Source organism: Natronomonas marina (genome assembly GCF_024298905.1).
Classification (GTDB): Archaea; Halobacteriota; Halobacteria; order Halobacteriales; family Haloarculaceae; genus Natronomonas; species Natronomonas marina.
The window spans coordinates 3,003,042-3,025,768 of the sequence record NZ_CP101154.1 but is presented as its reverse complement, the minus strand read 5'-3'; the positions used below and the strand labels follow the sequence as shown (position 1 = coordinate 3,025,768).

Annotated in this window: 23 protein-coding genes; 12 read left to right on the top strand and 11 right to left on the bottom strand. The window is 68.1% G+C overall.

Going from position 1 to position 22,727, the window contains the following annotated elements:
• Positions 1 to 873 (top strand): SDR family oxidoreductase, encoded by an 873-nt coding sequence (locus tag NLF94_RS15905; RefSeq protein ID WP_254838616.1) that lies wholly within the window; start codon positions 1 to 3, stop codon positions 871 to 873.
• 45 nt (positions 874 to 918) lie between these two features.
• Positions 919 to 2,085: a DHH family phosphoesterase gene (locus NLF94_RS15900; RefSeq protein WP_254838615.1), complete on the top strand. Its 1,167-nt coding sequence runs from the start codon at positions 919 to 921 to the stop codon at positions 2,083 to 2,085.
• A gap of 818 nt (positions 2,086 to 2,903) precedes the next feature.
• On the opposite strand, the gene NLF94_RS15895 is transcribed toward NLF94_RS15900, so the two are convergent.
• A complete protein-coding gene (locus tag NLF94_RS15895; RefSeq protein WP_254838614.1) occupies positions 2,904 to 3,923 on the bottom strand; it encodes an NAD(P)/FAD-dependent oxidoreductase in 1,020 nt (339 codons plus the stop codon).
• A gap of 212 nt (positions 3,924 to 4,135) precedes the next feature.
• On the opposite strand from NLF94_RS15895, the gene NLF94_RS15890 reads away from it, so the two are divergent.
• A complete protein-coding gene (locus NLF94_RS15890) occupies positions 4,136 to 4,561 on the top strand; it encodes a hypothetical protein (protein WP_254838613.1) in 426 nt (141 codons plus the stop codon).
• Positions 4,562 to 4,628: 67 nt separating this feature from the next.
• Here the strand turns inward: NLF94_RS15890 and NLF94_RS15885 are convergent, their stop codons facing one another.
• The 8 genes from NLF94_RS15885 to NLF94_RS15850 form a co-directional block, all read right to left on the bottom strand.
• Positions 4,629 to 5,708 (bottom strand): PAS domain-containing sensor histidine kinase, encoded by a 1,080-nt coding sequence (locus NLF94_RS15885; protein ID WP_254838612.1) that lies wholly within the window; start codon positions 5,706 to 5,708, stop codon positions 4,629 to 4,631.
• A 126-nt stretch (positions 5,709 to 5,834) separates the two neighbouring features.
• A complete protein-coding gene (locus tag NLF94_RS15880; RefSeq protein WP_254838611.1) occupies positions 5,835 to 6,173 on the bottom strand; it encodes a DUF8112 family protein in 339 nt (112 codons plus the stop codon).
• Positions 6,174 to 6,272: 99 nt separating this feature from the next.
• Positions 6,273 to 6,866 carry a helix-turn-helix domain-containing protein gene (locus NLF94_RS15875; RefSeq protein WP_254838610.1) on the bottom strand — a complete coding sequence of 198 codons (594 nt, stop codon included), beginning with the start codon at positions 6,864 to 6,866 and terminating at the stop codon, positions 6,273 to 6,275.
• 59 nt (positions 6,867 to 6,925) lie between these two features.
• Positions 6,926 to 7,210, bottom strand: coding sequence for a helix-turn-helix domain-containing protein (locus NLF94_RS15870; protein ID WP_254838609.1), 285 nt, complete (start codon positions 7,208 to 7,210; stop codon positions 6,926 to 6,928).
• A gap of 158 nt (positions 7,211 to 7,368) precedes the next feature.
• Complete coding sequence (locus NLF94_RS15865) at positions 7,369 to 7,827, bottom strand: hypothetical protein (RefSeq protein WP_254838608.1); 459 nt, start codon at positions 7,825 to 7,827, stop codon at positions 7,369 to 7,371.
• A gap of 127 nt (positions 7,828 to 7,954) precedes the next feature.
• Positions 7,955 to 9,391, bottom strand: coding sequence for a PAS domain-containing sensor histidine kinase (locus NLF94_RS15860; RefSeq protein ID WP_254838607.1), 1,437 nt, complete (start codon positions 9,389 to 9,391; stop codon positions 7,955 to 7,957).
• A gap of 159 nt (positions 9,392 to 9,550) precedes the next feature.
• Positions 9,551 to 9,928 (bottom strand): hypothetical protein, encoded by a 378-nt coding sequence (locus NLF94_RS15855; RefSeq protein WP_254838606.1) that lies wholly within the window; start codon positions 9,926 to 9,928, stop codon positions 9,551 to 9,553.
• A 179-nt stretch (positions 9,929 to 10,107) separates the two neighbouring features.
• The gene (locus NLF94_RS15850) at positions 10,108 to 10,938 is read right to left on the bottom strand and encodes a DUF6159 family protein (protein WP_254838605.1); all 831 of its coding nucleotides are present in this window, start codon (positions 10,936 to 10,938) and stop codon (positions 10,108 to 10,110) included.
• Between the two features lie 176 nt (positions 10,939 to 11,114).
• On the opposite strand from NLF94_RS15850, the gene NLF94_RS20815 reads away from it, so the two are divergent.
• Positions 11,115 to 11,243, top strand: a complete 129-nt coding sequence (locus NLF94_RS20815; protein ID WP_256558638.1) for a hypothetical protein — start codon at positions 11,115 to 11,117, stop codon at positions 11,241 to 11,243.
• A 25-nt stretch (positions 11,244 to 11,268) separates the two neighbouring features.
• Here NLF94_RS20815 and NLF94_RS15845 read toward each other — a convergent pair whose 3' ends face one another.
• Positions 11,269 to 11,691 (bottom strand): hypothetical protein, encoded by a 423-nt coding sequence (locus NLF94_RS15845; protein WP_254838604.1) that lies wholly within the window; start codon positions 11,689 to 11,691, stop codon positions 11,269 to 11,271.
• Positions 11,688 to 12,320, bottom strand: coding sequence for a hypothetical protein (locus NLF94_RS15840; RefSeq protein ID WP_254838603.1), 633 nt, complete (start codon positions 12,318 to 12,320; stop codon positions 11,688 to 11,690). The genes NLF94_RS15845 and NLF94_RS15840 overlap by 4 nt, the downstream gene beginning before the upstream one ends.
• Positions 12,321 to 12,476: 156 nt before the next feature.
• Here NLF94_RS15840 and NLF94_RS15835 point away from each other — a divergent pair, with 156 nt between their 5' ends.
• The 8 genes from NLF94_RS15835 (at position 12,477) to NLF94_RS15800 (ending at position 22,398) form a co-directional block, all read left to right on the top strand.
• Positions 12,477 to 13,568 carry an aldo/keto reductase gene (locus tag NLF94_RS15835; RefSeq protein ID WP_254838602.1) on the top strand — a complete coding sequence of 364 codons (1,092 nt, stop codon included), beginning with the start codon at positions 12,477 to 12,479 and terminating at the stop codon, positions 13,566 to 13,568.
• A 269-nt stretch (positions 13,569 to 13,837) separates the two neighbouring features.
• On the top strand, positions 13,838 to 16,216 hold the full coding sequence (locus NLF94_RS15830) for a heavy metal translocating P-type ATPase (protein WP_434085365.1): 2,379 nt from the start codon (positions 13,838 to 13,840) through the stop codon (positions 16,214 to 16,216).
• 147 nt (positions 16,217 to 16,363) lie between these two features.
• The gene (locus NLF94_RS15825; protein ID WP_350355832.1) at positions 16,364 to 17,554 is read left to right on the top strand and encodes an MFS transporter; all 1,191 of its coding nucleotides are present in this window, start codon (positions 16,364 to 16,366) and stop codon (positions 17,552 to 17,554) included.
• A 61-nt stretch (positions 17,555 to 17,615) separates the two neighbouring features.
• Positions 17,616 to 18,740, top strand: coding sequence for a glycosyltransferase family protein (locus NLF94_RS15820; protein WP_254838601.1), 1,125 nt, complete (start codon positions 17,616 to 17,618; stop codon positions 18,738 to 18,740).
• A gap of 79 nt (positions 18,741 to 18,819) precedes the next feature.
• Positions 18,820 to 19,170: a DUF8109 family protein gene (locus NLF94_RS15815; protein WP_254838600.1), complete on the top strand. Its 351-nt coding sequence runs from the start codon at positions 18,820 to 18,822 to the stop codon at positions 19,168 to 19,170.
• An 875-nt stretch (positions 19,171 to 20,045) separates the two neighbouring features.
• Positions 20,046 to 20,804, top strand: coding sequence for an IclR family transcriptional regulator (locus NLF94_RS15810; protein ID WP_254838599.1), 759 nt, complete (start codon positions 20,046 to 20,048; stop codon positions 20,802 to 20,804).
• A 79-nt stretch (positions 20,805 to 20,883) separates the two neighbouring features.
• A complete protein-coding gene (locus NLF94_RS15805; protein ID WP_254838598.1) occupies positions 20,884 to 21,882 on the top strand; it encodes a TIGR03617 family F420-dependent LLM class oxidoreductase in 999 nt (332 codons plus the stop codon).
• Positions 21,883 to 21,945: 63 nt separating this feature from the next.
• Positions 21,946 to 22,398 carry a MaoC/PaaZ C-terminal domain-containing protein gene (locus NLF94_RS15800; RefSeq protein ID WP_254838597.1) on the top strand — a complete coding sequence of 151 codons (453 nt, stop codon included), beginning with the start codon at positions 21,946 to 21,948 and terminating at the stop codon, positions 22,396 to 22,398.
• The last annotated feature ends 329 nt before the right edge of the window (positions 22,399 to 22,727 follow it).

Below are 22,727 nucleotides of genomic sequence, written 5' to 3'. Positions count from 1 at the left end.
ATGCGCGTCGGAATACTCGGCTGCGGCTACGTCGGCCTGGAACTCGCCCGACAGCTCCGGGGCGACCACGACGTCGTCGGCGTCCGCCGGTCGGACGAGGGGATGGCGGCCGTCGAGTCGACCGGCGCCGAGGCGGTTCGTGCCGACGTGACGAACGCCGACGACCTGGCTGCGGTGCCCGACGTCGACGCCCTGGTCTTCGCGGCCTCCTCGGGCGGCCGCGGCCCCGAGGCCGCAGAGCGGGTCTACGTCGAGGGGCTGCGGACCGTGATCGAGACCTTCGGCGCGCGCGAGTCGCCGCCCGAACGGCTGGTGTACACCTCCAGTACGGGCGTCTACGGCGACCACGGCGGCGACTGGGTCGACGAGACGACGCCGCTGGACCCGACGACCGAGAAGACGCGCGTGCTCGCCGAGGCCGAACGGATCGCCCGCGAGGTCGCGCCCGAGTTCGGCATCGACGGCGCCGTCGCCAGGTTCGCCGGCCTGTACGGCCCGGATCGCTACCGACTGGATCGGTACCTCGATGGCCCGGTCACCGAGGGCTACCTGAACATGATCCACCGCGACGACGCGGCCGGCGTCGTCCGGTTCATGCTGGAGTCGACCGACGAGGACCTGCTACTCGCGGTCGACGACGAACCGGTCGAGAAGTGGGCCTTCGCCGACTGGCTGGCCGACGAGTGCGGCGTCGAGCGGCCGCCGAAGCGGACGAAGGCCGAGCGGCTGGAGGACGACCTCTCGGAGCCGGCCCGCCGTCGCATCCTGACGAGCAAGCGCTGCTCGAACGCCCGACTCCGCGAACTCGGCTACGAGTTCTCGTATCCGACCTACCGGGAGGGCTACCGGGCGGCCATCGACGCCCGCCGGTAGCCGTCGCCCGAAGAAACTTATTCCAGGGGCGGTCAACCCTGAGGTATGCAGAACCGGGTCGCCGACGAAGCGACAGCCGTCGGCAGTCGGTTGCTCGAGGCGGCCCTCCAGCGGCCGGAACTCGCTGCTGCCGTGGTCGTCGCCGCGCTCCTGACCCTGGTCGCTGGTCTCTACCTGTGGCGGCGCCTCTCCCGGACGAAGGGCGACCGGTTCGTCGCCGCCCTCGCCGACTCCGATTCGGTGTCCGTCCTCATGCACCCGAACCCGGACCCGGACGCGATGGCCTCGGCGCTGGCGGTCGCCGCCCTCGCCCGGTCGGTCGACACCGGCGCCACGATACAGTACGCCGGTCAGATCCGCCACCCGGAGAACCGCGCCTTCGAGACGGTACTGGAGTGTGAGTTCGACCACATCGAGACCGACATCGACCTCGCGGCCGACGACGTCGTCCTCGTCGACCACAACGAGCCACGCGGCTTCGCCGGCGCGGAGGGACTCGACCCCTACGCCGTCGTCGATCACCACCCCGGCAACGGCGAGGGGCAGGCGTTCACCGACGTCCGTTCGGACCGCGGTTCGTGTGCGAGCATCCTCACCGAGTACCTCCGCGAGCAGGGGTACGAACGCGCCGGCGGCGAGACGGGGCTGCCCTCGAAACTGGCGACCGGCCTGCTGTACGGCATCCAGGCGGACACGACGTCGTTCACTCGCGGCTGTACCCCGGCGGAGTTCGACGCCGCCGCCTTCCTCTTTCCGGCCGCCGACGCGGACGCGCTCGATCGGATCGCCAACCCGCAGGTCGACGGCGAGACGCTCGACGTGAAGGCGACGGCGATCCAGCGACGCCGGGTGGACGGCTCCTTCCTCGTCAGCCACGTCGGCCGCGTCGACAACACCGACGCGCTCCCCACCGCCGTCGAGGAACTCGTCAGACTCGAGGGCGTCACCGCCGCCGTCGTCACCGGCGAGCGGAACGGCACGCTCCACGCCTCCGGCCGGTCGCGCGACGACCGGGTCCACATGGGGAAGGCGCTGGACGCCGCCTTCGAGAGCTTCCCGGAGGCCGACGCCGGCGGCCACGCCCGCATGGGTGGCGGCCAGATACCGCTGCCAGACGGCGGGAAGGTGGCGCTGCCCGAGACGGCCGCCGCCGAGGACGCCCCGCGAGAGCTGGAAGCGCGGCTGTTCGCCGCGATGAACGGCGAGCTGTGAGCGGTGGGCGTGTACGGATCGCGGTAAACCGGCCGGATGCGGGGACGCCTACGCCTCTCCGGGCTCGGTGGTTGGCAGGTTCCGCTCGACGGACTCGATGCCGTCTCGGGTGCCGCGCCCGTCGTCGTACCCCTCGGCACAGTCCCGCGGGATGTTCCCGTTGCGGTGCTGGGGCTGCCGGGAGTGGTCACCGGCGCTGTCCCCGTAGAGTTCGAAGGCGACGTGGCCGATGTCGAGGACGTCCGCCTCGGGTGCGTACTCCCGACCTCGCTCGATACACTTCCAGCTACCCTCGGAGCAGGTTCATCACCTCGTCGTTGACTCCGGGCTCGACGGCGACGGGGTACCGATTGCCCACCTCCGGGACGGTATCGGTCGCGCTGACTCGGTTCCCCTCTGTCTCGGGAATTATCAGGCTCCCGCGGAGACGGGTGACAGTATTTAGGTCACGACCGGCGGCCGGCGACCCGGATGCGACCTCGATTTCGAGTATCTCGAGCGCTCCGGCAACATCTCGCTCAACCAGGAACTGAAATTCATAGAGCGCGTCAACGAGCGGGGGCGAAGAGGGTCACCTTCCCGCCGACGAGTTCTCGAAGACGTCCGTCCACCGCATCTGAATGGGCGAGCGGTTCCACTGTTCGACGAAGGTCGACCGCGACTCCGAATTCCTCGAAACCTGATGGAACTGGGCCAGGAGCGGGCAACCGAATCCCTCGACGAGCAGCCCTGAGAACGGACGAGGGGAGGCGGTGAGTGCCTCGACCGGTTCGGTCGGAACGTACCACCGGAACGGGGCGCCATCGAACGGTTACCGGTCACTCGTACGTGTGGAAGTCGACTGCCTGTTCGAGGAGTTCGTCCGGAATGCCGGGGACTGCCTCGGCCCGGACCGGGCCCTCCTCCTCGAGCAGATCGGGGTCGCGGGGGAAGTCCCGCAACTGAAAGTGGATGTCGATGCCGGCCTTCGCGCCCTGTCCGAGCGCGACCGGCACCTGGTTGTGGCCGGGCGTACAGTCCCCGACGGCGTAGATGTCCTCGACCGAGGTTCGCCCGTGGTCGTCGACCTCGATGGTACCGTCGTCGTTGATGTCACAGCCGAGTTCCCGGGCGAGACCGTTGTTGTAGTCGGCGCCGTACATCGCAAAGCCGCCCTTGTACTCGCGGACGGTTCCGTCCTCGAATTCCAGGGCCTTCAGCCAGCCGTCCTCGCCGTTCCGGACGCCGGTAACGTCGTCGTGGACGACGTCGATGGGGTGGCCCTCGAGCATCGCGGCAGTCTCATCGCCCCACTCGGGGTCGTCGCCGCGGGTGAGCAGGTCGACCTCGTCGGTGAAGTTCAACATCAGCGCGGCAACGTGGGCGGCGCTCTCGCCGTAGCCCATCACGTACACCGACTGGTCGACGAACATGTGTGCATCACAGTGCAGGCAGTAGTGGAGCCCTCGCCCCGTCCGGGGTAGCGGCGGGTCGGGCCGGATGTCGTTGAACCCGGTCGCCAGGACGACACGGTCGGCCGCGTAGGTGGCGTCGTTGCCCGACAGCCGGATGCCGTCGGCGTCGTCCCGCGAGCAGGTGGTGACCATGTCGCGGTGGACGTCACAGCCGTACGCCTCCAGTTGCTTCCGGCCGGTACCGAGAAACTCCCCGCCGCTGGTCTCCTCGGTGACGCCGAGGAGGTTGTGGACCTCCTGCATCATCGCCGCCCGCCCGCCTCCCCGGTCGACGACGGCCGTATCGTGGCCCAGTCTCGTGCTGTACAGCGCCGCGGTCATTCCGGCGGGGCCGCCGCCGACCACCACTACCTCGTGGTCGTAATCGTTCGTGGACTCGCTCATACGTCGGTCGGTTACGGCCGCGCACAGCAAATAGCTGTGCCCGGGGTCCGGACGAACTGCCTTCGGCGTCGAAACGACCCCGACGCGAGCGGGTGGTTCCTCCGGGATCGGAACGAACGTCTGCTGCCCCCCACGGGCTTCGTCGGTGTGTACGCTCGTTGCACGTTCGAATCGCGGATTAATACCACTCCCGTCCGGTTCGAACCGAACACATGGCATCAGTTATCGCCGGTCTCGCTGGCGGACTCGTCGCAACGATAGTGATGACAGTCGTGATGATGGTGATGGGTGACGGCGGCCCGCCGCCGACGGCGAGTCTGGTCGCGAAGTTCGCGGGCGGGGACCCGGAGGATTACGCCATGCCGGGCATGGTGTTGCACCTGGTGTACGGCGTCGTGGCCGGCGCCGTCTTCGCCGTCGGGGTCCCGCTGGCCGGGCTGGCGCTGGACTCCATCGCCGTCGCCGCCGGCCTCGGCCTCGCCTACGGTATCGTTCTCATGGTCGTCGGGATGGCCTTCTGGATGCGGGCGGTCATCGGGATGGAGCCCGACCGCGACATGATGACGATGTTCGGGACGGTCCACGTCGTCTACGGCGTGGTCCTGGGGGCGTTCCTCGGCGCCGGCGTCCTCGCGTAGCGGCGGTCGTTCCGGACCCGCTCGGCCGTCCATCTCTATCGGTCGCCGGGCGACGCCGAACCCGTCTTCAGGCCCCGTCGACGACGATCTCGAACCGAGCGCCACCCGTCTCGGCATCGTCGACGCGTATCTCCCACCCGTGAGCGTCCACGATCTCGTCGACGATGGCGAGGCCGAACCCGGTTCCGTCCTCGGTCGTGGTGTGACCCCACTCGAGGACGGTTCCCCGTTCGTCCGGCGGGATTCCAGGCCCGTCGTCTTCGACGTAGAACCCCGCCTCGCCCGCGGTTTCGAGCGGTCCGACGCGGACCGTCACCGACGATCCGCCGTGGGCGTGAGCGTTCTCGAAGAGGTTCGCGAGGAGTTCGCGCAGCCTGTCCCGATCCGCGCGAACGTTCATCGACGATTCGACCTCGAGCGTCGCCGGGTCGAGTTCGCAGTCGTTCCAGACGTCGCGCGCGAGGCGTTCCAGATCGATTTCGGTTCGCTCCCCGACCAGGTCGCCCTCTCTCGTCAGTTGCAGGAGTTCCGTCAACATCTCGTCCATCCGGTCGACTGCTCCCTCGATGGCGTCGAAGTGCTCCGCGTCTCCCGTTTCCCGTGCGAGCTTCGCGTGCCCCTCGATGACCGTGAGAGGGGTCTTCAGGTCGTGTGAGACGATGCTGGCGAAGCGGTCCAGCCGCTCTATCTTCTCTTCGAGTTCCTGCCGGTGTCGGACGCGGTCGGAGACGTCCCGAAGCATCGCTATCATCCGCTTCGGCTCGCGTCCGTCCGCGGGAGGGTTCAGGGCCGCTCCGGATATCTGGGTCGGAATCTCGCGACCGTCCTTCGTCAGGCAGGTCAGATCGTCGGTGAACCCGCTTCCCTGCTCGGTGACCTGCGAGATGAACTCCTCGCGAACCCGGTCGATGTCGTCCGGGTGGATGTCGTCGGGAGCCATCGACAGCAGTTCGCGCCGGCTGTATCCCAGCATCTCACACGCCGCCGGGTTGACGTCGACGAACGCTTCGGTCTCGATGTCGACCAGCATGACGGCGTCGTTGCTGTGTTCGAAGACCTTCCGGTACCGCTCGTCGGCGGCCGCCCGACTCCTGGCATCCTCCGACTCGGTCGTGACCTCCCGCGTTCTGTCTTCCTCGTCGTGCATGACCTGAAACCGTTCGCTGCGTGTCGACGGAGTCCAACCGTTCCGTCCTCGGCCGTTCTAGAGCGAACGTCGGAACGTAACTATTTCGCCCTCCTCACGGCGTGTGACCGAACGCTCGGACGGCTCTCACGCATCCGCCTTCGGCGAGCGGTCGATCAGACGGGCGCTCTCGGCGTCGAGGACGAGCGCCATCGGGGCCGGCACGGCCTCGATGGAGACCAGTATCTGCTCGGCACCGGCTCGTCGTTCGTCCTCGGTGAACGAACGGCGGCCACACCCGGCACAGACGACCGACGGGACGTCCCAGCCCGCCGCTTCGGAGCTCCGTTCGATCCGAACGACGAGGCGGTCGCCGGGTGCGTACTCCCGTCCACAGCTCGGACAGGCGTCGCCAAACCCCCGACCGACGTCGTAGCCGTCCAGTACCCGCCCCGCGCTCGCCGGAATCCTGTCTTCCGCTACCATCCGTTAGACGAGAGGGGGCACGACACGAAAGCGCGCCGCGTCCGTGCGGTGCCGTCGAACATGCAGTCGGTCCCACACGTTACCGCGGTTCTGAAGGACTTACTCGTCGGCGAACGATTCCCAGAACACGTCCGGCAGCTCCCTGTCGGGGTTCTCCTCGAGGTAGTCCTGTTTGGTCAGGTTCGCCTCCTCGATCAGCGACGCCGCCTCGCCGGCCCACACGTAAAAACCGACGAGCGTCTCCCGGCGCATCCGCTCGAGGTCGACCGAGTGGTACGCCTTGACGATGCCGCCGTCCTCGCGGTTCAGCTCCGAGCGCCGCAGTAGCCCCAGCTCGACCAGCTTGTTCAGGTAGCGCGTGACGGTGCTGCGGTCGTAGCCGAGCGTGTCGGCGACCTCGCTCGCCGAGAGGGGACCGTCGCCGATGACGCACAGACAGATGTCCAGTCCGGTCTTCGGGAGACCGAAGGCGTCGAGCAGCACCTGCCGGACCTCGGGCGGTTTGACCCGCATCTCGACGTCGGTCACCGGCTCCATCGGCCGGTCGTGACACGACATCGGCGGGTCGTCGCGCCCGAGCGCGAGTACGGTGTTGTCACAGTCCGGACACTCGAAGATCGTGTACTGGCTCGAAGACGGATCGTACTGGACGTGCTCGGAGTCACCGCCGGTGCCGTCCGCGGCGTCTGACATCGGATCACAGGCCCCCGTTCGGTATGTCGTTCGGAGGGGCTCAGTATAATTGCCGGGGGTCACTCGCCCCCGTCCCCGCCGGCGTCGTCCGGCGAGGGGGGAACGACAACCACGCTCTCGGCGCCCAGTTCGAGCAGCTCCTCGCCGGTCACGGTAACACGGACGCCCGCATCGGGCGCCCGGACGGCAAGATCGCCGGCAGCCAGTCGGGTGACGTGCTCGGCGACGGTCGCCTCGTTCGCATCGAGGGCGGCGGAGAGCGCCGCGACGGTCGTGGTCCGGCCGGTTTCGGCGTCGCTCATCGCGGCCAGACACGCGAGCACGTCGCGTCTGCGTACGGTCATTCGGTGTCCTCGTAGGGAGCCCGGGCCCCAGCTCCGGCGTCTCGTTTCGGCGACGTGGGCGAGCGGCGCCGACGCGGGTCCACCCCTCGCTCGCGTGGGTACGGCCGATGGGGGTCGCGTACCGTCGAGGTCGATGGACGGGTGGCGGGCCTGCGTGGTCAGTCGTCGGCGGGCGAGGCGTCGCCGCCGGAGGCCGCTGCGGTCTCCTGGGCGCGCTGCATCTCGTAGCTCAGCCGGTGCGGCATCAGGCTGAGGACGCGGACGATGGCCGCCAGGGCGACGAAGATGCCGACGAGGATGTGGCCGATGCCGCCGAGTTTGAGCCACAGCAGCATCGACGGGAAACTGTGAATCGCGGCCAGCTGGGAGTTGAGCGCACCGTCACCCGCCCGGTCGGGGCCGCCGCCAGCGAGACTGTGCTGGGTCTGTTCGCCGAAGAACGCGTCCAGCAGCGGGTGGAACTCCGTCAGCTCGAGGAACAGCGCGAAACCGATGAGCAGGTACCCCACGACCGCGAAGACGGCGCCGACCATCAGCATCTTCTTGACCGAACTGATGGTGGATTCTATCTCCGCGGCGGGGAGTCGTTCGATGTTTTCGACTGTGTCGCTTGCCATGATTGCACGTGATTCTTCGACAGCTACGGTATAGAAGGCGACTGAAGCGTGCAACGTGGCTCCAACGAACCAAAAATTATAAATACCAGTTCCCAGTCGCGAACCGGCGTTCCGGACCCGGGGTCGGCTACGCCGATTCCACGGCGGTGAACGTGGCGCTCTCCGCACGGGGGAGGCGCAGCCTCACCACGGTTCCCTGCGGCTCCCGGTCGTCGATGGTTATCTCGCCGCCGAGGTCCGCGACGACCCAGCGGGCGAGCCAGAGTCCGAGGCCGCTGGAGTGTTGCAGCGGCGTCTCCGAGTTCGTCTCGAACACCTCCCGTTCCATCTCGGGGAGGCCCGGCCCGTCATCGGCAATCTCGAGCGTGACGAACCGGCCTCCGGCGTCGCGGTCCCCGGCGTCGTCGGCGATGGTGACCCGGACCATGGGGTCGGCCGCGTCGTTGTGCTCGACGGCGTTCTCGAGCAGTTCGTCGATGGCCATCCCCAGGGCGTTCGACCCACGCACCGTGGCCTCTCGCAGGTCGGCCTCGACCGTCGCGCCGTCGAGGTCCGCGAGCTCGCGTTCGACCACGGTAGCGAGATCGAGGGACCGTCGCTCGGTGCTATCCCCGAGGGCATCCTCGACCCGTCGGGCGGTCGACCCGCGCTCGGCCATCGCCAGCGCGCGCTCGCGGATGGTCTCGGCCTCCGGCGAATCCGACAGCAGGTCGGCGTGTCCCGAAATGATGGCCGCGTCAGTCCGGAGGTCGTGTCGAAGCACCCGGTTGAGCACCTCGAGGCGCCGCAACTGGAGCTTCCGGTCGGTCACGTCGATCCATATCGAGAACCCTTCGGAACCATCGTAGGGAACGGTGATGACCTGGAAATCGCGGAGCCCGTTCGCGGTCACCCGTTGCGCCTCGGACGTGGCGGCCGCCCCGTCGGGCGGGTCGTGGCTCCGCCGGCCGGCTTCCGAGGCCGCTCCTCCGGGCGCGACGAGCGCTCCGAGCGACCGCCCGCGTGCCGTCGCCTCGTCGACGCCGAAGACCTCCGCGAAGGCTCCGTTCGTATCGAGGACGACCGCCGAGTCGCCTTCGAGACGGTAGTGGGCCGCCGGGTTCGGCAGGTTGTCGAACAGGCTGGCGAACCGGTCCCGTTCCTCGTTCATCGCCGCCCGGTACCGTCGCCCTCGGGCGTCGTACTGGCCGACGAGAAAGCCGACCGCGGCGCCGACCGTGACCAGGTCCGCGACGAGTGGACCGCCGTCGAACCCCGCGAGCACGAAGTCCAGATGCAACGAGACGAGCACCCCGATGGTGCCGAAGGCGGCCGTCATGAGGAGGACCCAGCCGCCGGTCCGGACCGCCGTCTCGGGGGCGACCGAACCGAGCGAGAGCCACCCACCCGCCACGATCAACAGCAACGAGACGACAAGCAGGACGACCGTCCCGAGAAGGGCCACGGCCGGGGCTCCCATCGAGCCCACCAGCACGGTCGCGTGCCACCAGCTCAGCACGACGCCGACCGAGGACACCACTGCCGTGGCTGCCGGCCCGCTGGAGGGCCCGCTCAGGCGAGCCACGAGCCGCCGCGTGACCGACGGTCGAGGCTGTCCCCCGACCCGTCCACCCCGTTCGTCAGGTCGTGTGATACTCGAACTGGAGCGTCCAGCAGCATAAGTATCAGGCGGTCGTGTGGAACGCGCCATATCCTCCCCGTCCGATTCGGGCGTTCCCGGTGGCTACCTGAAGTCGACGCACTCGCTTGCGACCTCGACGCTGCCGTCGGTGAGCCTGACCCGTCCGTCGAATAGCGCACAGGTTCCGGCGTCCCAGGCCACTTGGCCCTCCCAGTCGTCCCCGGTGACGGTCGCCTCGTGGCGGCCGTCCGTGCCGCCGACCACCTCGAAGGCGCGCGCCACTCCGCCCTCGACCCGGTCGGAGGTGTCCTCGTAGGTCGTCCCGTCGTCGTCGACGACCACCACCCGGACGATGATCGGCTCCGTCCCCTCGTTCTGGACGGTGAGGTCCAGCCGGCTACGCTGCTCGCTGCCGAACAGTCCCGTACACCCGGCCACCGAGGTCGCCGCTGCAGCCGCTACGAAATGCCGACGGTTCATGATCCGTTCACGCCCGCCGGCTATTTGAACCACGTCGACATCGACCGTCGCTGTGCGTCTGCAGTGGCGACGTTCCCGCGTCGCCGGCGTACGATCGCCCGGTAGCTCGGATCGGGGTCGACGGAACACCTCTCTCGTCGAACGTCCTCCGATCGACGTTCGACACCGACGCGGCGGCGTCACGGCCTGCTTAGCTCGGTGAAGTCCATATCGTCGAAGTACTCGGGGGCGGTACGTTCGGTCGCGTAGACGTACAGCGCAGTCTTGGCGACACCGGTGAGCGCCTTCCCGACCAGCAACCCGACCACGACGGCAGCGCCCCCGATCAGGACGGTCGAAACGAGCTGGAGCGCCCCCGTTCCGGACGTAACGACGAACGTCACGCCGCCGAGTGCGACGCCGCCGAGCACCAACAACAGCGTCACGACGTCGATGGTTCCCATCGCACCGATAGACTCGCCCCATGTGTCTTTGAACGTCCTCGCGCTCTCTTCGAACATCTCCGTCGGCGAGGGGTCGCGGAAGACGATCACCGGGACGACGAAGTACGTCATTACGCTCCACGCCACGGCGAAGACGGCCGCGGCGATCTGGGCAACGAGGTTGTCCTGGCCCTCGATCATCCGGAGAACCACGCCGATAACCGCCGCCGCGAGCGACCAGACCAGCAACGGTAGCTTTCGCTGCCAGGCGGCGGCCAACGCGTCACGTATCGACGGCTCCTCGCCGTGGAAGACCGTCCGGGTGGCCGACACCAACGCGGCGGTGAAGAACGAGGCGAGGAACGTCTCGACGAGATACGCGACGAACAGCGCCGCATAAATCGCCGGACCGGGTTCTTCGAAGAGCGGGCCGGCGACGAGGAGGCTTCCGAACAGCGTAATCAGAAAGGCGATTCCCGACAGTCCGCCGAGGAGCGGAAACACGAACAGCTTCGGGTGGGCTCGCAACACGCGGCCGCTCCGTCGTGCCATGCCGAACCCGATCCTGAGACGGTCGATTATGCCCATGCTATTCTCGATTCGCTCGTCATCGTAATAAAACGCTCCGTTGGTCGCCCGGTGCCGGGTGTGTACGACAGCGTTCCGAGGCGAATATCGACCCGTTCGCCGGCGCACGCTCGAGCCGGAGAACGGGCGGTTTCGCGCACAAAGACATAATTGTCCCCGAGTGGAACGGACCCGACATGCACGGACCGGAACACTGGTTCGGCCTCGTCCGGGCCTGGATCATCGTCGGGGTTCTGATATACTGTTTCTGGACCCTGCTCGAACTCGTCCACAGAGGAGCACGGCGGATGGGGCTCGCCCCGTGACCGGCTGGCGTCCGGGGTCGTGCGGTCAGGTGATCCAGGTCAGCCGTATCCAGACGCCGAGGCCGAGCCCGTAGACCAGGTGGTAGACGAGGGGTGCGACGAGCCGCGAGCGATCCGGCGAGGGCCCGACCCGGGCGAAGAGAACCCGGACGGCGAACAGGAGTGCGCTCCAGGCGACCGCCATCCCGAACGCCTCCCCGACCGTCGGCGGCACGGCGAGTACTCCGAGCACGTACAGTTCGAGCGCGACGAGAGCACCGCCGCCGACGCCGCCGTAGGCGACCCGGGTTGCGCCGTCCAGCCACCGGGCTGCCACCGTTCGGACCCCCAGTGCGTCCGTCGTCCGGGCCGCCCACGCGGACGGTTCCGTATCGACGGATCGGGTCACGGTTGCGGCGAGGACCCCGACCAGGAGGCCGCCGAGCAGCCCGTTGAGTACCGTCGTCATCCGCCGTCGACCCCGACGGTGACGTCGTCGACGTAGTGGGTCGCGTCGCCCTCCCAGATGACGGCGGTCCCGAGGGCGAGGTACAGTCGGTCGGTCGGGAGTTCGGGCGTCGTCCACTCGAAGGCGTACTCCCGCCAGCCGTCGGCCAGCCACAGCGGCTCACGGAGGCCGCCGTAGGGCGTCTCCCCGAGCGCCGTCGTGTTCACGCCCGGGTTGGGGAAGTCCGCCTCGACTTCGGGCCGCTCGGGACCGAGCCGCACCACGGCGTCCCGGAGCGTGTTGAACGACTCCGACTCGCTCCAGAACCGTGCGGTGACCGCGATCACGTCGCCCCGGTCGGCCTCGACCGACACCGGGTGGACGCCCCAGGTCACGCCGTCGTCGTGGTCGCCCTCGTTCCAGATGCGAAGGGAGCGCTCGCCCGAAGCGGCCTCGGCGTCGGAGACGCCGAGTTCCCACTCGAACGCCGCGAGGTCGACCTCGGGGCCGATGGCGGCACCGCTCTCCCAGTCGCCGAGGCCGTTCTCGAACCTCTCCTCGAAGGCCGGCCCGCCGGACCGATCCGTACAGCCGACGAGGGCAATCGCCCCGGCCGCTGCCCCCGACCGGAGTACGTCGCGTCGTCGCATGGCTCGTCCTGACGACCGTGCGGATATAGTTACGGAAGACATATCGGGCGGACCGTCCTCCGGTCTCCCGTCGCTCGCCCGGCGCCGACGGACCGTCCCTGCCCGTCGGCCGCATCCGTGCGGGGTGTTTTTGTCGTACACTCGCCAAGGGGTGGTATGGCAACGGAATCGGCGACGTGGGCCTACCGCGACCGCTTCCACGAGCGGTTCGCCCGGACGTACTTCCGGCGGTTCGCGGACTGTCTCGTCTCCTCGGTCGGGGTCGGCACGTACCTGGGCGAGGCGACCGACGCCGCCGACGAGCGCTACCACGAGGCGCTCGTCGAGGCCTTCGAGAGCGGCGTCAACGTCGTCGACACGGCCGTCAACTACCGCCACCAGCGCTCCGAGCGGGTCGTCGGCCGGGCCGTCGAGACCGCCGACGTCGACCGCGAGGCGCTCCTCGTCGCCACCAAGGGCGGGTTCGTCCCCTTCGATGGCGAGCGGCCCCGCGACGCGGCCGCCTACATCGAATCGGAGTACGTCGCCCCCGGAATCGTCGACGCCGACGACCTCGTGATGGGCAACGCCATCGCGCCCGACTTCCTCGAGTGGAGTCTCGAGCGGTCGCTGTCGAACCTCGACCTCGACGCCGTCGATCTCTACTACGTCCACAACCCCGAGGCACAACTGGCCCGGTTCGACCGCGAGAGGGTCTACGACCGCCTCGAGGACGCCTTCACGCGACTGGAGGAGCGGGCCGCCGCCGGCGACCTCCGGCACTACGGCGTCGCCACCTGGGAGGCCTTCCGGGTGCCGCCGGACCACGAGAAGTACCTCTCGCTGCCCGAGGTCGTCGCCCGCGCCCGCCGCGCCTCGGACCGTGCGGGGACGGCCGCCACGCACTTCCGGGCCGTCCAGTTGCCGTTCAACGTCCACATGGCCGACGCGTTCACGCTCGAGGCCCACGAGGGGGCCGACGGCGCCCGGAGCGCGCTGCAGTTTGCGATGGACGCCGGCCTGGACGTGTTCACCTCGGCGTCGATCCTCCAGGGCGACCTCGCCTCGGCGGGCGAGATTCCGGAGGCGGTCGACGCCAGACTGGCCGGCGACACGCCGGCACAGCGGGCGATCAACTTCGCCCGCAGCGCCCCCGGCGTGACGAGCGCGCTCGTCGGAACCGGCTCCCCGGAGCACGTCGCCGAGAACGTGGCCGCCGGGAGCTTCTCGCCGCTCGGCGCCGACGCCTTCGACGAGGTCTTCCAGTAGCGGTCGTCGAGACCGGTCCGCCGCCGGGACGCTTCTTCGATGGGGCTGGCGAGGGTGCGTCCCGACGCCTCTCCGGGACCCGCCCTCGTCGGCCGCCGGGCGATCTGTCGGCAACGTGGCTCGACAGTTCCGGTGCTGACCGTCGCCGCCCCGGAGGACCGACGACGCCGTATTTGTTAACTAAATTTAAGTATATTAATAACTCTTATTCCAAATCCCCGGGTTATTAGCAGCTATATTAATAAATCCGGGACGACTACTTCGACTCGATGAACGGTACCGACGCGGACCGCGACGAGGGGCGTCGTGGACGCGCCCACGGGGATTCGGCGGACGCGATGGGCGAGGACGCGACGGTCCGGCTCTCGGTTCCCGATATGGACTGTGCCTCCTGTGCGGGGAAAGTGGGGAGCGGCCTGGACCGGGTCGACGGCATCACCGGCTACGAGACCCACCCCACCACGGGTCGAGTCGTCGTCTCCTACGACGCCGAAACCGTCTCCGAGGCCGACCTCGTCGCCGCCATCGAGAGCGCGGGCTACGAGGTCGCCGACAGCGACGGCGGCGGGACCGACGAGAACGGCGGCCACGATCACGGGAGTGCCGACGGGGTCTGGCGGAGCAGGCGGGCGAAGAAGACGGGCGTAGGCGCGGCCTTTCTGGCGGGCGGGCTCGTACTGGAGTTCTTCCTCGCGGGAGTCGACCCCGAACTGGCGAGCGTCCTCGGCGAACCGCTCTCGGTTGCGGACGCGCTGTTTCTGGTCGCCGTCGGGGTCGCCGGACAGTCCATCGTCCGGAGCGGCTACTTCTCGGCGAGGAACCTGAACCTGGACATCGACTTCCTGATGACCGTCGCCATCCTGGGGGCGCTCGCGGCCAGCCTGGCCTTCGGTGAGGCCCTCTACTTCGAGGCCGCGACGCTGGCAGTGCTTTTCAGCTTCGCGGAACTCCTCGAACGGGCCTCGATGGACCGGGCGCGGGACTCGCTGCAGGAACTGATGGATCTCTCCCCCGACGAGGCGACGGTCAAACGCGGCGAGGATACCGAGACGGTCCCCGTCGAGGACGTCGCCGTCGGCGACGTGGTCGCGGTCAGGCCGGGCGAGAAGATCCCGATGGACGGCGACGTGGTCGCGGGCGACAGCGCGGTCAACCAGGCCCCCATCACCGGCGAGTCGGTGCCGGTGGACAAGACGACCGGCGACGAGGTGTACGCCGGCACGATAAACGAGGGGGGATACCTCGAAATCGAGGTCACGTCGGCGGCCGGCGAGGACACCCTCTCGCGCATCGTCGAGATGATCGAGGACGCCCAGTCCAACCGGACCGAACGGGAGCAGTTCGTCGAACGGTTCGCCGCCTACTACACCCCCGCAGTGGTCGTCTTCGCGGTACTCGTGACGCTGGGCGGGCCGTTCGTACTCGGAACGACGTGGCCACAGGCCGTGGTCAACGGGCTGACGTTGCTCGTGTTGGCCTGTCCGTGTGCGTTCGTCATCTCGACGCCCGTCTCGGTCGTCTCGGGGCTCACGTCGGCGGCCAAGAACGGCGTCCTCGTCAAGGGCGGGTCGCACCTCGAAGCGATGGGTGCGGTCGACGCCGTCGCCTTCGACAAGACGGGAACGCTCACGAAGGGCGAACTGACGGTAACCGACGTGATACCGCTCAACGGCAACACCGAGACGGAGGTGCTGCGGTGCGCTCGCGGCCTCGAAAAGCGGAGCGAACACCCGATCGGCGAGGCGATCGTCCAGCGGGCCGACGGGGCCGACGTCGCCGAGCGCGACGTCGAGGCCTTCGAGAGCATCACCGGCAAGGGCGTCCAGGCCGAACTCGACGGGACGCCCCACTACGCGGGCAAACCGGGGCTCTTCTCCGAACTCGGGTTCGACCTCTCGCACGTCCACGCGACGACGGACGGGGGTGTCGTCACGCGGACGAGCCAGCGGCTGTGCGAGCGAAACGACTGCCTGAACCTGCTCGCCGACACCGTTCCCGAACTCCAGTCGGAGGGGAAGACGGTCGTCCTCGTCGGAACCGAGGACGAACTGGAGGGGATCATCGCCGTCGCCGACGAGATTCGGCCCGAGGCCGCGGCCGCCATCCAGCGACTCGAGTCGATGGGTGTCGAGCGGACGGTGATGCTCACCGGCGACAACGAGCGGACCGCGGCGGCCATCGCGGAGGCGGTCGGCGTCGACGAGTACCGTGCCGAGTTGCTCCCCGACGAGAAGGTCGCTGCCGTCGAGGAACTCGTCGAGGCTTTCGACGGCGGCGCCGCGATGGTCGGTGACGGCATCAACGACGCCCCGGCGATGGCGACGGCGACAGTCGGCGTGGCGATGGGCGCTGCCGGGACCGATACGGCACTGGAGACGGCCGACGTGGCGTTGATGGGCGACGACCTCTCGAAGCTGCCGTACCTCTACGAACTCGCCGGCGAGGCCAACGGCGTCATCCGTCAGAACATCGGGGCGAGTCTCCTCGTCAAGGCCGGCCTCGCGGTCGGGGTCCCCTTCCAGTTCGTTCCGATCTGGCTGGCAGTGCTGGCAGGCGACGCGGGGATGACCGTCGGCGTCACGGGGAACGCGATGCGGCTCTCGCGGATACGGGCGGACGGTGGGACGGCCGAGGCCAGCGAACGATGAGATCGGGACCGCCGTGGTTCCCCCGGACCGACCCGTCGTGAGGGGGTGACGACGTGGACACGCCCCTGCCGCAGCGACGACCCGAGAGTACGGCGCGGGGCGTCGCCGGGTCGGTCCATTCAAACCGCGTCGCGTCGAACTCCCGTCGTGTCCCGCAGAGAGCTGTTCGGCTCCCTCTGTGCGATGGTGTTTCTGGTCAACCTCGCACGGGTGGTGTTCGCGCCGCTGGTCCAGCCCGTCGCCGCCGACTTCGGCGTCACGGCGGCGTCGCTCGGGGTCGTCACCAGCGCCGCCTGGCTCGGGAGCGCCGCTCCCCGGCTGCCGACCGGCTACCTGCTCACGCGTGTCGACCGCCACCGCGTCGTCGCGGCGACCGGGGCGATGCTGGTCGCCACCTCTGTCTTCACCGGTCTCTCGGACTCGCGGCTCGACCTCGTGGTCGGGGCGTTCCTGATGGGCCTCTCCAGCGGCACCTACTTCATCGCCGCCAACCCGCTGGTGAGCGAGCTGTTCCCCGACCGCCTCGGGCAGGCGATCGGCGTCCACGGGATGGCCAGCCAGCTGGCGGCCGTCGGCGCGCCGCTGGCGGTCAGCGCCATCCTCCTGGTCGGCGAGTGGCGGACGACCTTTCTCTGTATCGCCGCCGTCGCGGCGGTCGCCACCGTCGTCCTCGTGGTCGCCGCCCGCCGGACGGACCTGCCGGACGCCGGCCGCGAGGACCGCAGCATCCGACGGGCGACCCGCGCCCAGTGGCCGATCGTCCTCACTGGCATCGCCCTCCTCGGCGCCGCCGGCTTCATGTGGAACGCCGTGTTCAACCTCTACGGCGACTACCTCGACGTCGCCAAGGGCATCGACCCCGCGACCGGCCGGACGCTTCTCTCCCTGATGTTCGCCGCCGGCGTCCCGGCGTTCGTCGTCACCGGCCGGCTGGCCGACCGCGTGCCGAACGTCCCGCTGTTGCTCGCGCTGGTCGCGGCCACGGTTGTCGGCGTCCTCGCGCTCACCGTCGCGGAGGGACTGCTCGTCGTCGCGGCCGTCAGCGTCGCTTTGGGCTACGCCGTCCACGGGCTGTTCCCCGCGACGGACGCCTACATGCTGTCGTCGCTGCCGGACCGCCACCGCGCGAGCGCCTACTCGGTGTACTCGGCGTCGATGATGTTCGTCCAGGCGCTCGGCTCCGGCGCCGTCGGGACCGCCGTCGCCGGCGGCGTCGGCTACACCGTCGCCTTCCGGACCGTCGCCGCCGGGGTCGGCGTCGTCTTCCTCGGGCTGGTCGCCCTCTACGCGGCGGGGTGGCTGCCGGCGGGCGGCGACGAGTCCCGGTCACCGGCCTGAGACCCCGCACGGCGTGCCGGAACGCCGGCCTTTTTCGAGCCGGCGGCCCTCCTAGACGGCGATGGAGTACGTACAGGAGCGGGTGACGACCCTCCACGACTTCGACGGGGCGGTCCCGTCGGCGCCGACGAACCGTGCGGCCGTCGTCGTGCCGATGACCGAGCGGGAACACGCCGGCCTGGCCGCCGAGCGGGTGCTGTCGACGCTGGAGTCGGTCGACCCCGAGCGGGTCGTCGTGCCGCTGCGGGCCTCCGCCGACCGGGTCGGCGCCGTCGCCGAGTGGCTCGCCGGCTTCGAGTTGCCGCTGGAGCTTCTGTGGTGCGACGGGCCCCGACTCGCGGAACTGCTCGCCGAGTCGGGTCTCGACGGCACCCGGGGGAAGGGCCGGGACGTCTGGCTCGCGCTGGGCGTCGCCGCCGAGAGCGACTTCGTCGTCGTTCACGACGCCGACGCGACCACCTACGACACCCGCCACGTCCCGAAACTCCTCTTTCCGCTCGCCAACGGCCACGCGTTCTCGAAGGGCTACTACGCCCGCGTCGAGAACGACCGCCTCTACGGCCGACTGTTCCGGCTGTTCTACCGGCCGCTGGTCGAGGCGCTGGCCCGCGAGTCGGACGCCCCGATCATCGAGTACCTCGGTGCGTTCCGGTACGCCCTGGCCGGCGAGGTCGCCACGACCGGCGCCCTGGCCCGCCGGATGCGGGTCCAGCGAGACTGGGGGCTGGAGGTCGGCACGCTCGGGGAGGCGTTCCGGCTGGTCGGCGCCGACGGCGCCGCACAGGTCGATCTGGGCATCCACGAACACGACCATCGGTCGGTCTCGGGACCGAGCGGCCTCTCGGACATGGCCGACCGGGTCGGCGCCGCGCTGCTGCGGGCCGTCGAGGAGAACGGCGGTGACCCGGCGTACTCGACCCTCGAGGCCCGCTACCGGGCGGCGGTCGAGCGCCTGGTCGACGGCTACGAACTCGACGCCGCCTTTAACGGCCTCGAGTACGACCGCGAGGGCGAACTCCGGCAGGCCGACGCCTACGCGGACGCCATCGCACGGCCGGGCGAGGACACCCGTCTGCCCCCCTGGCGGGCGGCCGCCGTCACCCCCGCGGAGGTCGCCGAGGCCGCGGCCGCCGACCTCGTCGAGATGACGGCCCACGCCGTCGATACCGAGCGCGACGTACGGTGAGCGAACTCGAGTCTGACGGCTGACGTATGGTTAACCCACACCGTAACGATTACGTGTGTAAGCGTATCAGGTTGTGAAAATGCGATATAGAACGGTGCTGGAACAGAAGGTAGACGAGTGGGAAGACGGACACGGTGTCGTCCAGATAGTGACGCCCGAATCGGAGGAGGACAACCAGCTCCGGTTCTGCTACTACAAGGAGGACGAGTTCGTCAATCGGCCGCTGACGATCGCCCCGACACAGGAGGCCGCCGATCGGACCGGCGAGGTCGTCGAGACGATGGCCAGCCTCGCGCGGACGTTTACGGCCGACGAGATCGAGGCACTCGTCGAGGAACTCGGCAAGGAGAAGGTCCTCGAGCTGTCTGTCCTCATCGAGGAACTCGGCAAGAGCCGGCTCATGGAGATCCTCGACGAAGAGATCGAGTGACGTTCTCCGCGCCGTGAACGGCGGGATGCTCTCGCTGCTGAAGATAGAGTCCGACCGGGACGAGCGAGGATCGACGGGGGCTAGCTTCCGGTATCGAGGACCACGGTTCGCCACACCGAAATTCTCGCCGACGATCACCGCCGACGGCGGTGTTGCTGTTCTACTGACGGGTTATACAACTGAAAACACATAAAATACGCTTACGTGCACAAGCGTCAGAAGTTATGAGGATAGAGGAAATACCTCGTGATCGGCGGAACGCGACGTCTGGCCGCGAACCCCCACCGGTAGCCGCCGATCGGATGCGGTCCCGGTCGAGTCCCCGGGTGCGGTCACGCCCGATCGTTCCTCCCTAATCATAACAACTTTATTGTTGTTATAGATTCTTCCTCGAACCGCCTCCACGGGCCGTCGCGTGGCGGGTGATGTCGGTAGAGCCGGTCGCGTCGGCGGGCGCTTCGGGTCCGGTCGGCTGCACGGAAACTGTACGTATATATCGGATACGCTTCCCTCTAATCTCACATTAAAATACGTTATATAACAATATAGTGGCGGATCTCCGCGGATCACATTTTATTCCTCCTATTTATATCGAATATTTTTATATGTAAGATAGAAAGCTAGAATAATATCCGTATATACCGGAAGTTCTGAGGGCTCCGTGTGGGGTGGTTTCGCGGATCCTCCTCCGCAGACCGGGGATCGTCCCGGAGCGGACCGTGAACGGGCCGTACGAAGCGTCGACCGGCGCTCCTCGGCTCGATGGCTACCGGGCACGGCGATAACGCCCGTGCAGAACCGTTCAACGAGCTGATCTCTCCCCCGATTTCCGGTAGTATCGGAATATTGAATAGGGTCGAACAGTATGGGTGAGTATGGCACTCAAAACCCTCGAGACGACACACGAGATCATCGACAAACTCGTCAAGCTCGATGGGGCCCGAGTGACCGAGCTGGCCGACCGGATGGACAAACCGACCAGTACCGTCCACGATTATTTGGACGCGCTCTACGATGGCGGCTACGTCATCAAGGAGGATCAGGTGTACCGGGTGAGTTCGCGGTTCCTGTACATCGGTCAGCGTGCTCGGAGCCAGCACAGGGTGTACAACGCTGCGAAACATCAGGTGAGAGAACTCGCCGACCGGACCGGCGAGTACGCCAGTCTCGTCGTCGAAGAACAGGGATACGGCGTTCTTCTGTACAACGTCCAGGGCGAAAAAGCGGTCGACATCGATACACCCGACGGGATCAGGACGTCGTTACACTCGTTCGCGCCCGGGAAGTGTATCCTGGCGAACCTCCCCGAACGACGCGTCGAGGAGATCATCTCGGAACACGGACTGAAGGCGAGGACGCCCAACACGATCACCGACAGGGAGAAGCTATCCGAGGAACTCGAACGGGTCCGCAAACAGGGGTACGCCATCGATCAGGAAGAGCAGTTCGAGGGAATGCAGGGCGTCAGCGTCCCGATCATGGATCTCGCGGAGAACGTCCGGGGTGCCGTGAGCGTGTACGGGCCGATCGGTCGTGTCGGCGACCCCCAGGAACAGGAGCGCCTCCGGGAGGCCGTCTTCGAGGCGGTGAACGTGATCGAGGTGAACCTGAAGTATCCCTCCGACTACCCGTAACGCCGACGCCACGACTCCCGTCGGCCCGTCGCTCGGAAGCACGAACAGAGTTAAGGAGACCGGCGCTCTCCGAGCGGGTATGCGAATCGATGCGAACCTCATGGACCCGCCGTTGGACCGCGTCGCCGAAATAACGGACGTCGCAGAGGAGATGGGGTTTGACGGCGCCTGGGTGACGGAGCTGACCCACTCCCCGTTCACGCTCATGACCCGGGCCGCCGCGGCGACCGACGAACTCGACATCGGGACGGCCATCGCGCTCGCGTTTCCCCGGAGCCCGATGGTCACGGCGTACACCGCGTGGGACCTCCAGCGGTCCTCCAACGGCCGGTTTCTCCTCGGACTCGGGACGCAGGTGAAGGGCCACATCGAACGCCGGTTCGGGATGACGTGGGATTCGCCCGGGCCCCGTCTCCGCGAGTACGTTCTGGCACTGCAGGAGATCTGGGACGCCTGGGAGGAGGGCCGGCCGCCCGACTTCCAGGGCGAGCACTACTCGATCACGCTCTGTCCGCCGAAGTTCGTCCCGGACGTCCCGGACGACCCGAGGGTTCCGATCTACGTCGCAGGGGTAAACGAGTACAACGTCCGCCTCGCCGGGGAACTCTGTGACGGCCTCCACGTTCACCCGTTCCACTCGCCGGAGTACGTCGAAGAGGAGGTCGTTCCGCACGTACGCGAGGGGGCTCGATCCGCCGACCGGAGCCTCGACGACGTGACACTCGCCACCTCCGTCTTCGCGGTCGTCGGTGACACCGAGGCGGAGCGTGAACGGTGCCGCGAGGAGGTCCGCGAGGAACTCGCCTTCTACGCCTCGACGCGAACCTATCGGAAGATACTCGCCGTCCACGGCTGGGGGGACGTCTCCGATCGCCTCCACGAACTGTCGGTGAACGACGAGTGGGATCGGATGCCCGAACTCGTGACCGACGAGATGGTCGACGCGTTCTCGGTCGAGGGGCGGTGGGACGAACTACACGACCGTATCGAAGCGCGGTACGAACACCTCGACCGGGTCGCGGTTTACACCCCGTTCCGGGGAGAGGACCACTGGCGGCACCTCAGCCCTTCGGCGTAGGCCGTCCCCCGCCGGGATCGTCGACGAAACGCTTATGTGCTTTATCGAGCGACGGACGACGGGATGACGGATCCGGAGCTGCACTTCGAGGACTTCGAGGTCGGGGACCGCTACGAGTTCGGCAGTCACGAGATCACCGAAGCCGAGATAACGGCGTTCGCCGAACGGTACGATCCCCAGCGACCCCATCTCGATCCGGAGATGGCCGAGGAGACGGAGTTCGGCGAACTCGTCGCCAGCGGGCTGCACACGCTGTGTGTCTGCTGTCGGATGGCCGTCGACGAACTCTTCGCCCGGACGGCCGTCGTCGCGGGGATCGGCTTCGACCGGCTCCGCTTTCTGCGCCCCGTGCGACCGAGCGACGAACTCTCGGGGTGGGTCGAGGTCGTTCGGACCGAACCCTCGGACGATCACCGGGGCGGGTACGTCGATTTCGAACTCGTCGGCGTCGACCAAAACGACGACCCCGTCGTACGGTGTGTCGACCTCGTGATCGTCGAAAGCCGCGGTCGATAGGCTGGCGTCCGAACCCGCCGCCCCCGCCGTTCCTGTCCCGTTCGAACGTCCCGACGAACGCCGCGTTTCCGAACGAACGCATCTCCAACGCCGCGTTCGGCCGCGTCACGAACACGCGGTCCGACCCGACCGGTCCGGACGCGGGCCGCTCTCCCCGCTGGCGGCATCGTGGGCACTGTCCGGATGCAAGCGCGTTCGCCGAAGATCCCGCGAACGATGGGGTCGGCCGACGCCCGGCGCGTTCGAGGCGGTCTCGGCCCCTCCAGCGTCTCCGGACGCCACCGATGCGTGCTCCCGAAAATATATATTGAGAACGGGTTATGAGTAAC

What these genes read in the sequence shown, in the direction of transcription:
- NLF94_RS15905 (WP_254838616.1), top strand. Translation starts at nt 1, where the DNA reads ATGCGCGTCGGAATACTCGGCTGCGGCTACGTCGGCCTGGAACTCGCC.
- NLF94_RS15900 (WP_254838615.1), top strand. Translation starts at nt 919, where the DNA reads ATGCAGAACCGGGTCGCCGACGAAGCGACAGCCGTCGGCAGTCGGTTG.
- NLF94_RS15895 (WP_254838614.1), bottom strand. Translation starts at nt 3,923, where the DNA reads ATGAGCGAGTCCACGAACGATTACGACCACGAGGTAGTGGTGGTCGGC.
- NLF94_RS15890 (WP_254838613.1), top strand. Translation starts at nt 4,136, where the DNA reads ATGGCATCAGTTATCGCCGGTCTCGCTGGCGGACTCGTCGCAACGATA.
- NLF94_RS15885 (WP_254838612.1), bottom strand. Translation starts at nt 5,708, where the DNA reads ATGCACGACGAGGAAGACAGAACGCGGGAGGTCACGACCGAGTCGGAG.
- NLF94_RS15880 (WP_254838611.1), bottom strand. Translation starts at nt 6,173, where the DNA reads ATGGTAGCGGAAGACAGGATTCCGGCGAGCGCGGGGCGGGTACTGGAC.
- NLF94_RS15875 (WP_254838610.1), bottom strand. Translation starts at nt 6,866, where the DNA reads ATGTCAGACGCCGCGGACGGCACCGGCGGTGACTCCGAGCACGTCCAG.
- NLF94_RS15870 (WP_254838609.1), bottom strand. Translation starts at nt 7,210, where the DNA reads ATGACCGTACGCAGACGCGACGTGCTCGCGTGTCTGGCCGCGATGAGC.
- NLF94_RS15865 (WP_254838608.1), bottom strand. Translation starts at nt 7,827, where the DNA reads ATGGCAAGCGACACAGTCGAAAACATCGAACGACTCCCCGCCGCGGAG.
- NLF94_RS15855 (WP_254838606.1), bottom strand. Translation starts at nt 9,928, where the DNA reads ATGAACCGTCGGCATTTCGTAGCGGCTGCAGCGGCGACCTCGGTGGCC.
- NLF94_RS15850 (WP_254838605.1), bottom strand. Translation starts at nt 10,938, where the DNA reads ATGGGCATAATCGACCGTCTCAGGATCGGGTTCGGCATGGCACGACGG.
- NLF94_RS20815 (WP_256558638.1), top strand. Translation starts at nt 11,115, where the DNA reads ATGCACGGACCGGAACACTGGTTCGGCCTCGTCCGGGCCTGGATCATC.
- NLF94_RS15845 (WP_254838604.1), bottom strand. Translation starts at nt 11,691, where the DNA reads ATGACGACGGTACTCAACGGGCTGCTCGGCGGCCTCCTGGTCGGGGTC.
- NLF94_RS15840 (WP_254838603.1), bottom strand. Translation starts at nt 12,320, where the DNA reads ATGCGACGACGCGACGTACTCCGGTCGGGGGCAGCGGCCGGGGCGATT.
- NLF94_RS15835 (WP_254838602.1), top strand. Translation starts at nt 12,477, where the DNA reads ATGGCAACGGAATCGGCGACGTGGGCCTACCGCGACCGCTTCCACGAG.
- NLF94_RS15830 (WP_434085365.1), top strand. Translation starts at nt 13,838, where the DNA reads ATGAACGGTACCGACGCGGACCGCGACGAGGGGCGTCGTGGACGCGCC.
- NLF94_RS15820 (WP_254838601.1), top strand. Translation starts at nt 17,616, where the DNA reads ATGGAGTACGTACAGGAGCGGGTGACGACCCTCCACGACTTCGACGGG.
- NLF94_RS15815 (WP_254838600.1), top strand. Translation starts at nt 18,820, where the DNA reads ATGCGATATAGAACGGTGCTGGAACAGAAGGTAGACGAGTGGGAAGAC.
- NLF94_RS15810 (WP_254838599.1), top strand. Translation starts at nt 20,046, where the DNA reads ATGGCACTCAAAACCCTCGAGACGACACACGAGATCATCGACAAACTC.
- NLF94_RS15805 (WP_254838598.1), top strand. Translation starts at nt 20,884, where the DNA reads ATGCGAATCGATGCGAACCTCATGGACCCGCCGTTGGACCGCGTCGCC.
- NLF94_RS15800 (WP_254838597.1), top strand. Translation starts at nt 21,946, where the DNA reads ATGACGGATCCGGAGCTGCACTTCGAGGACTTCGAGGTCGGGGACCGC.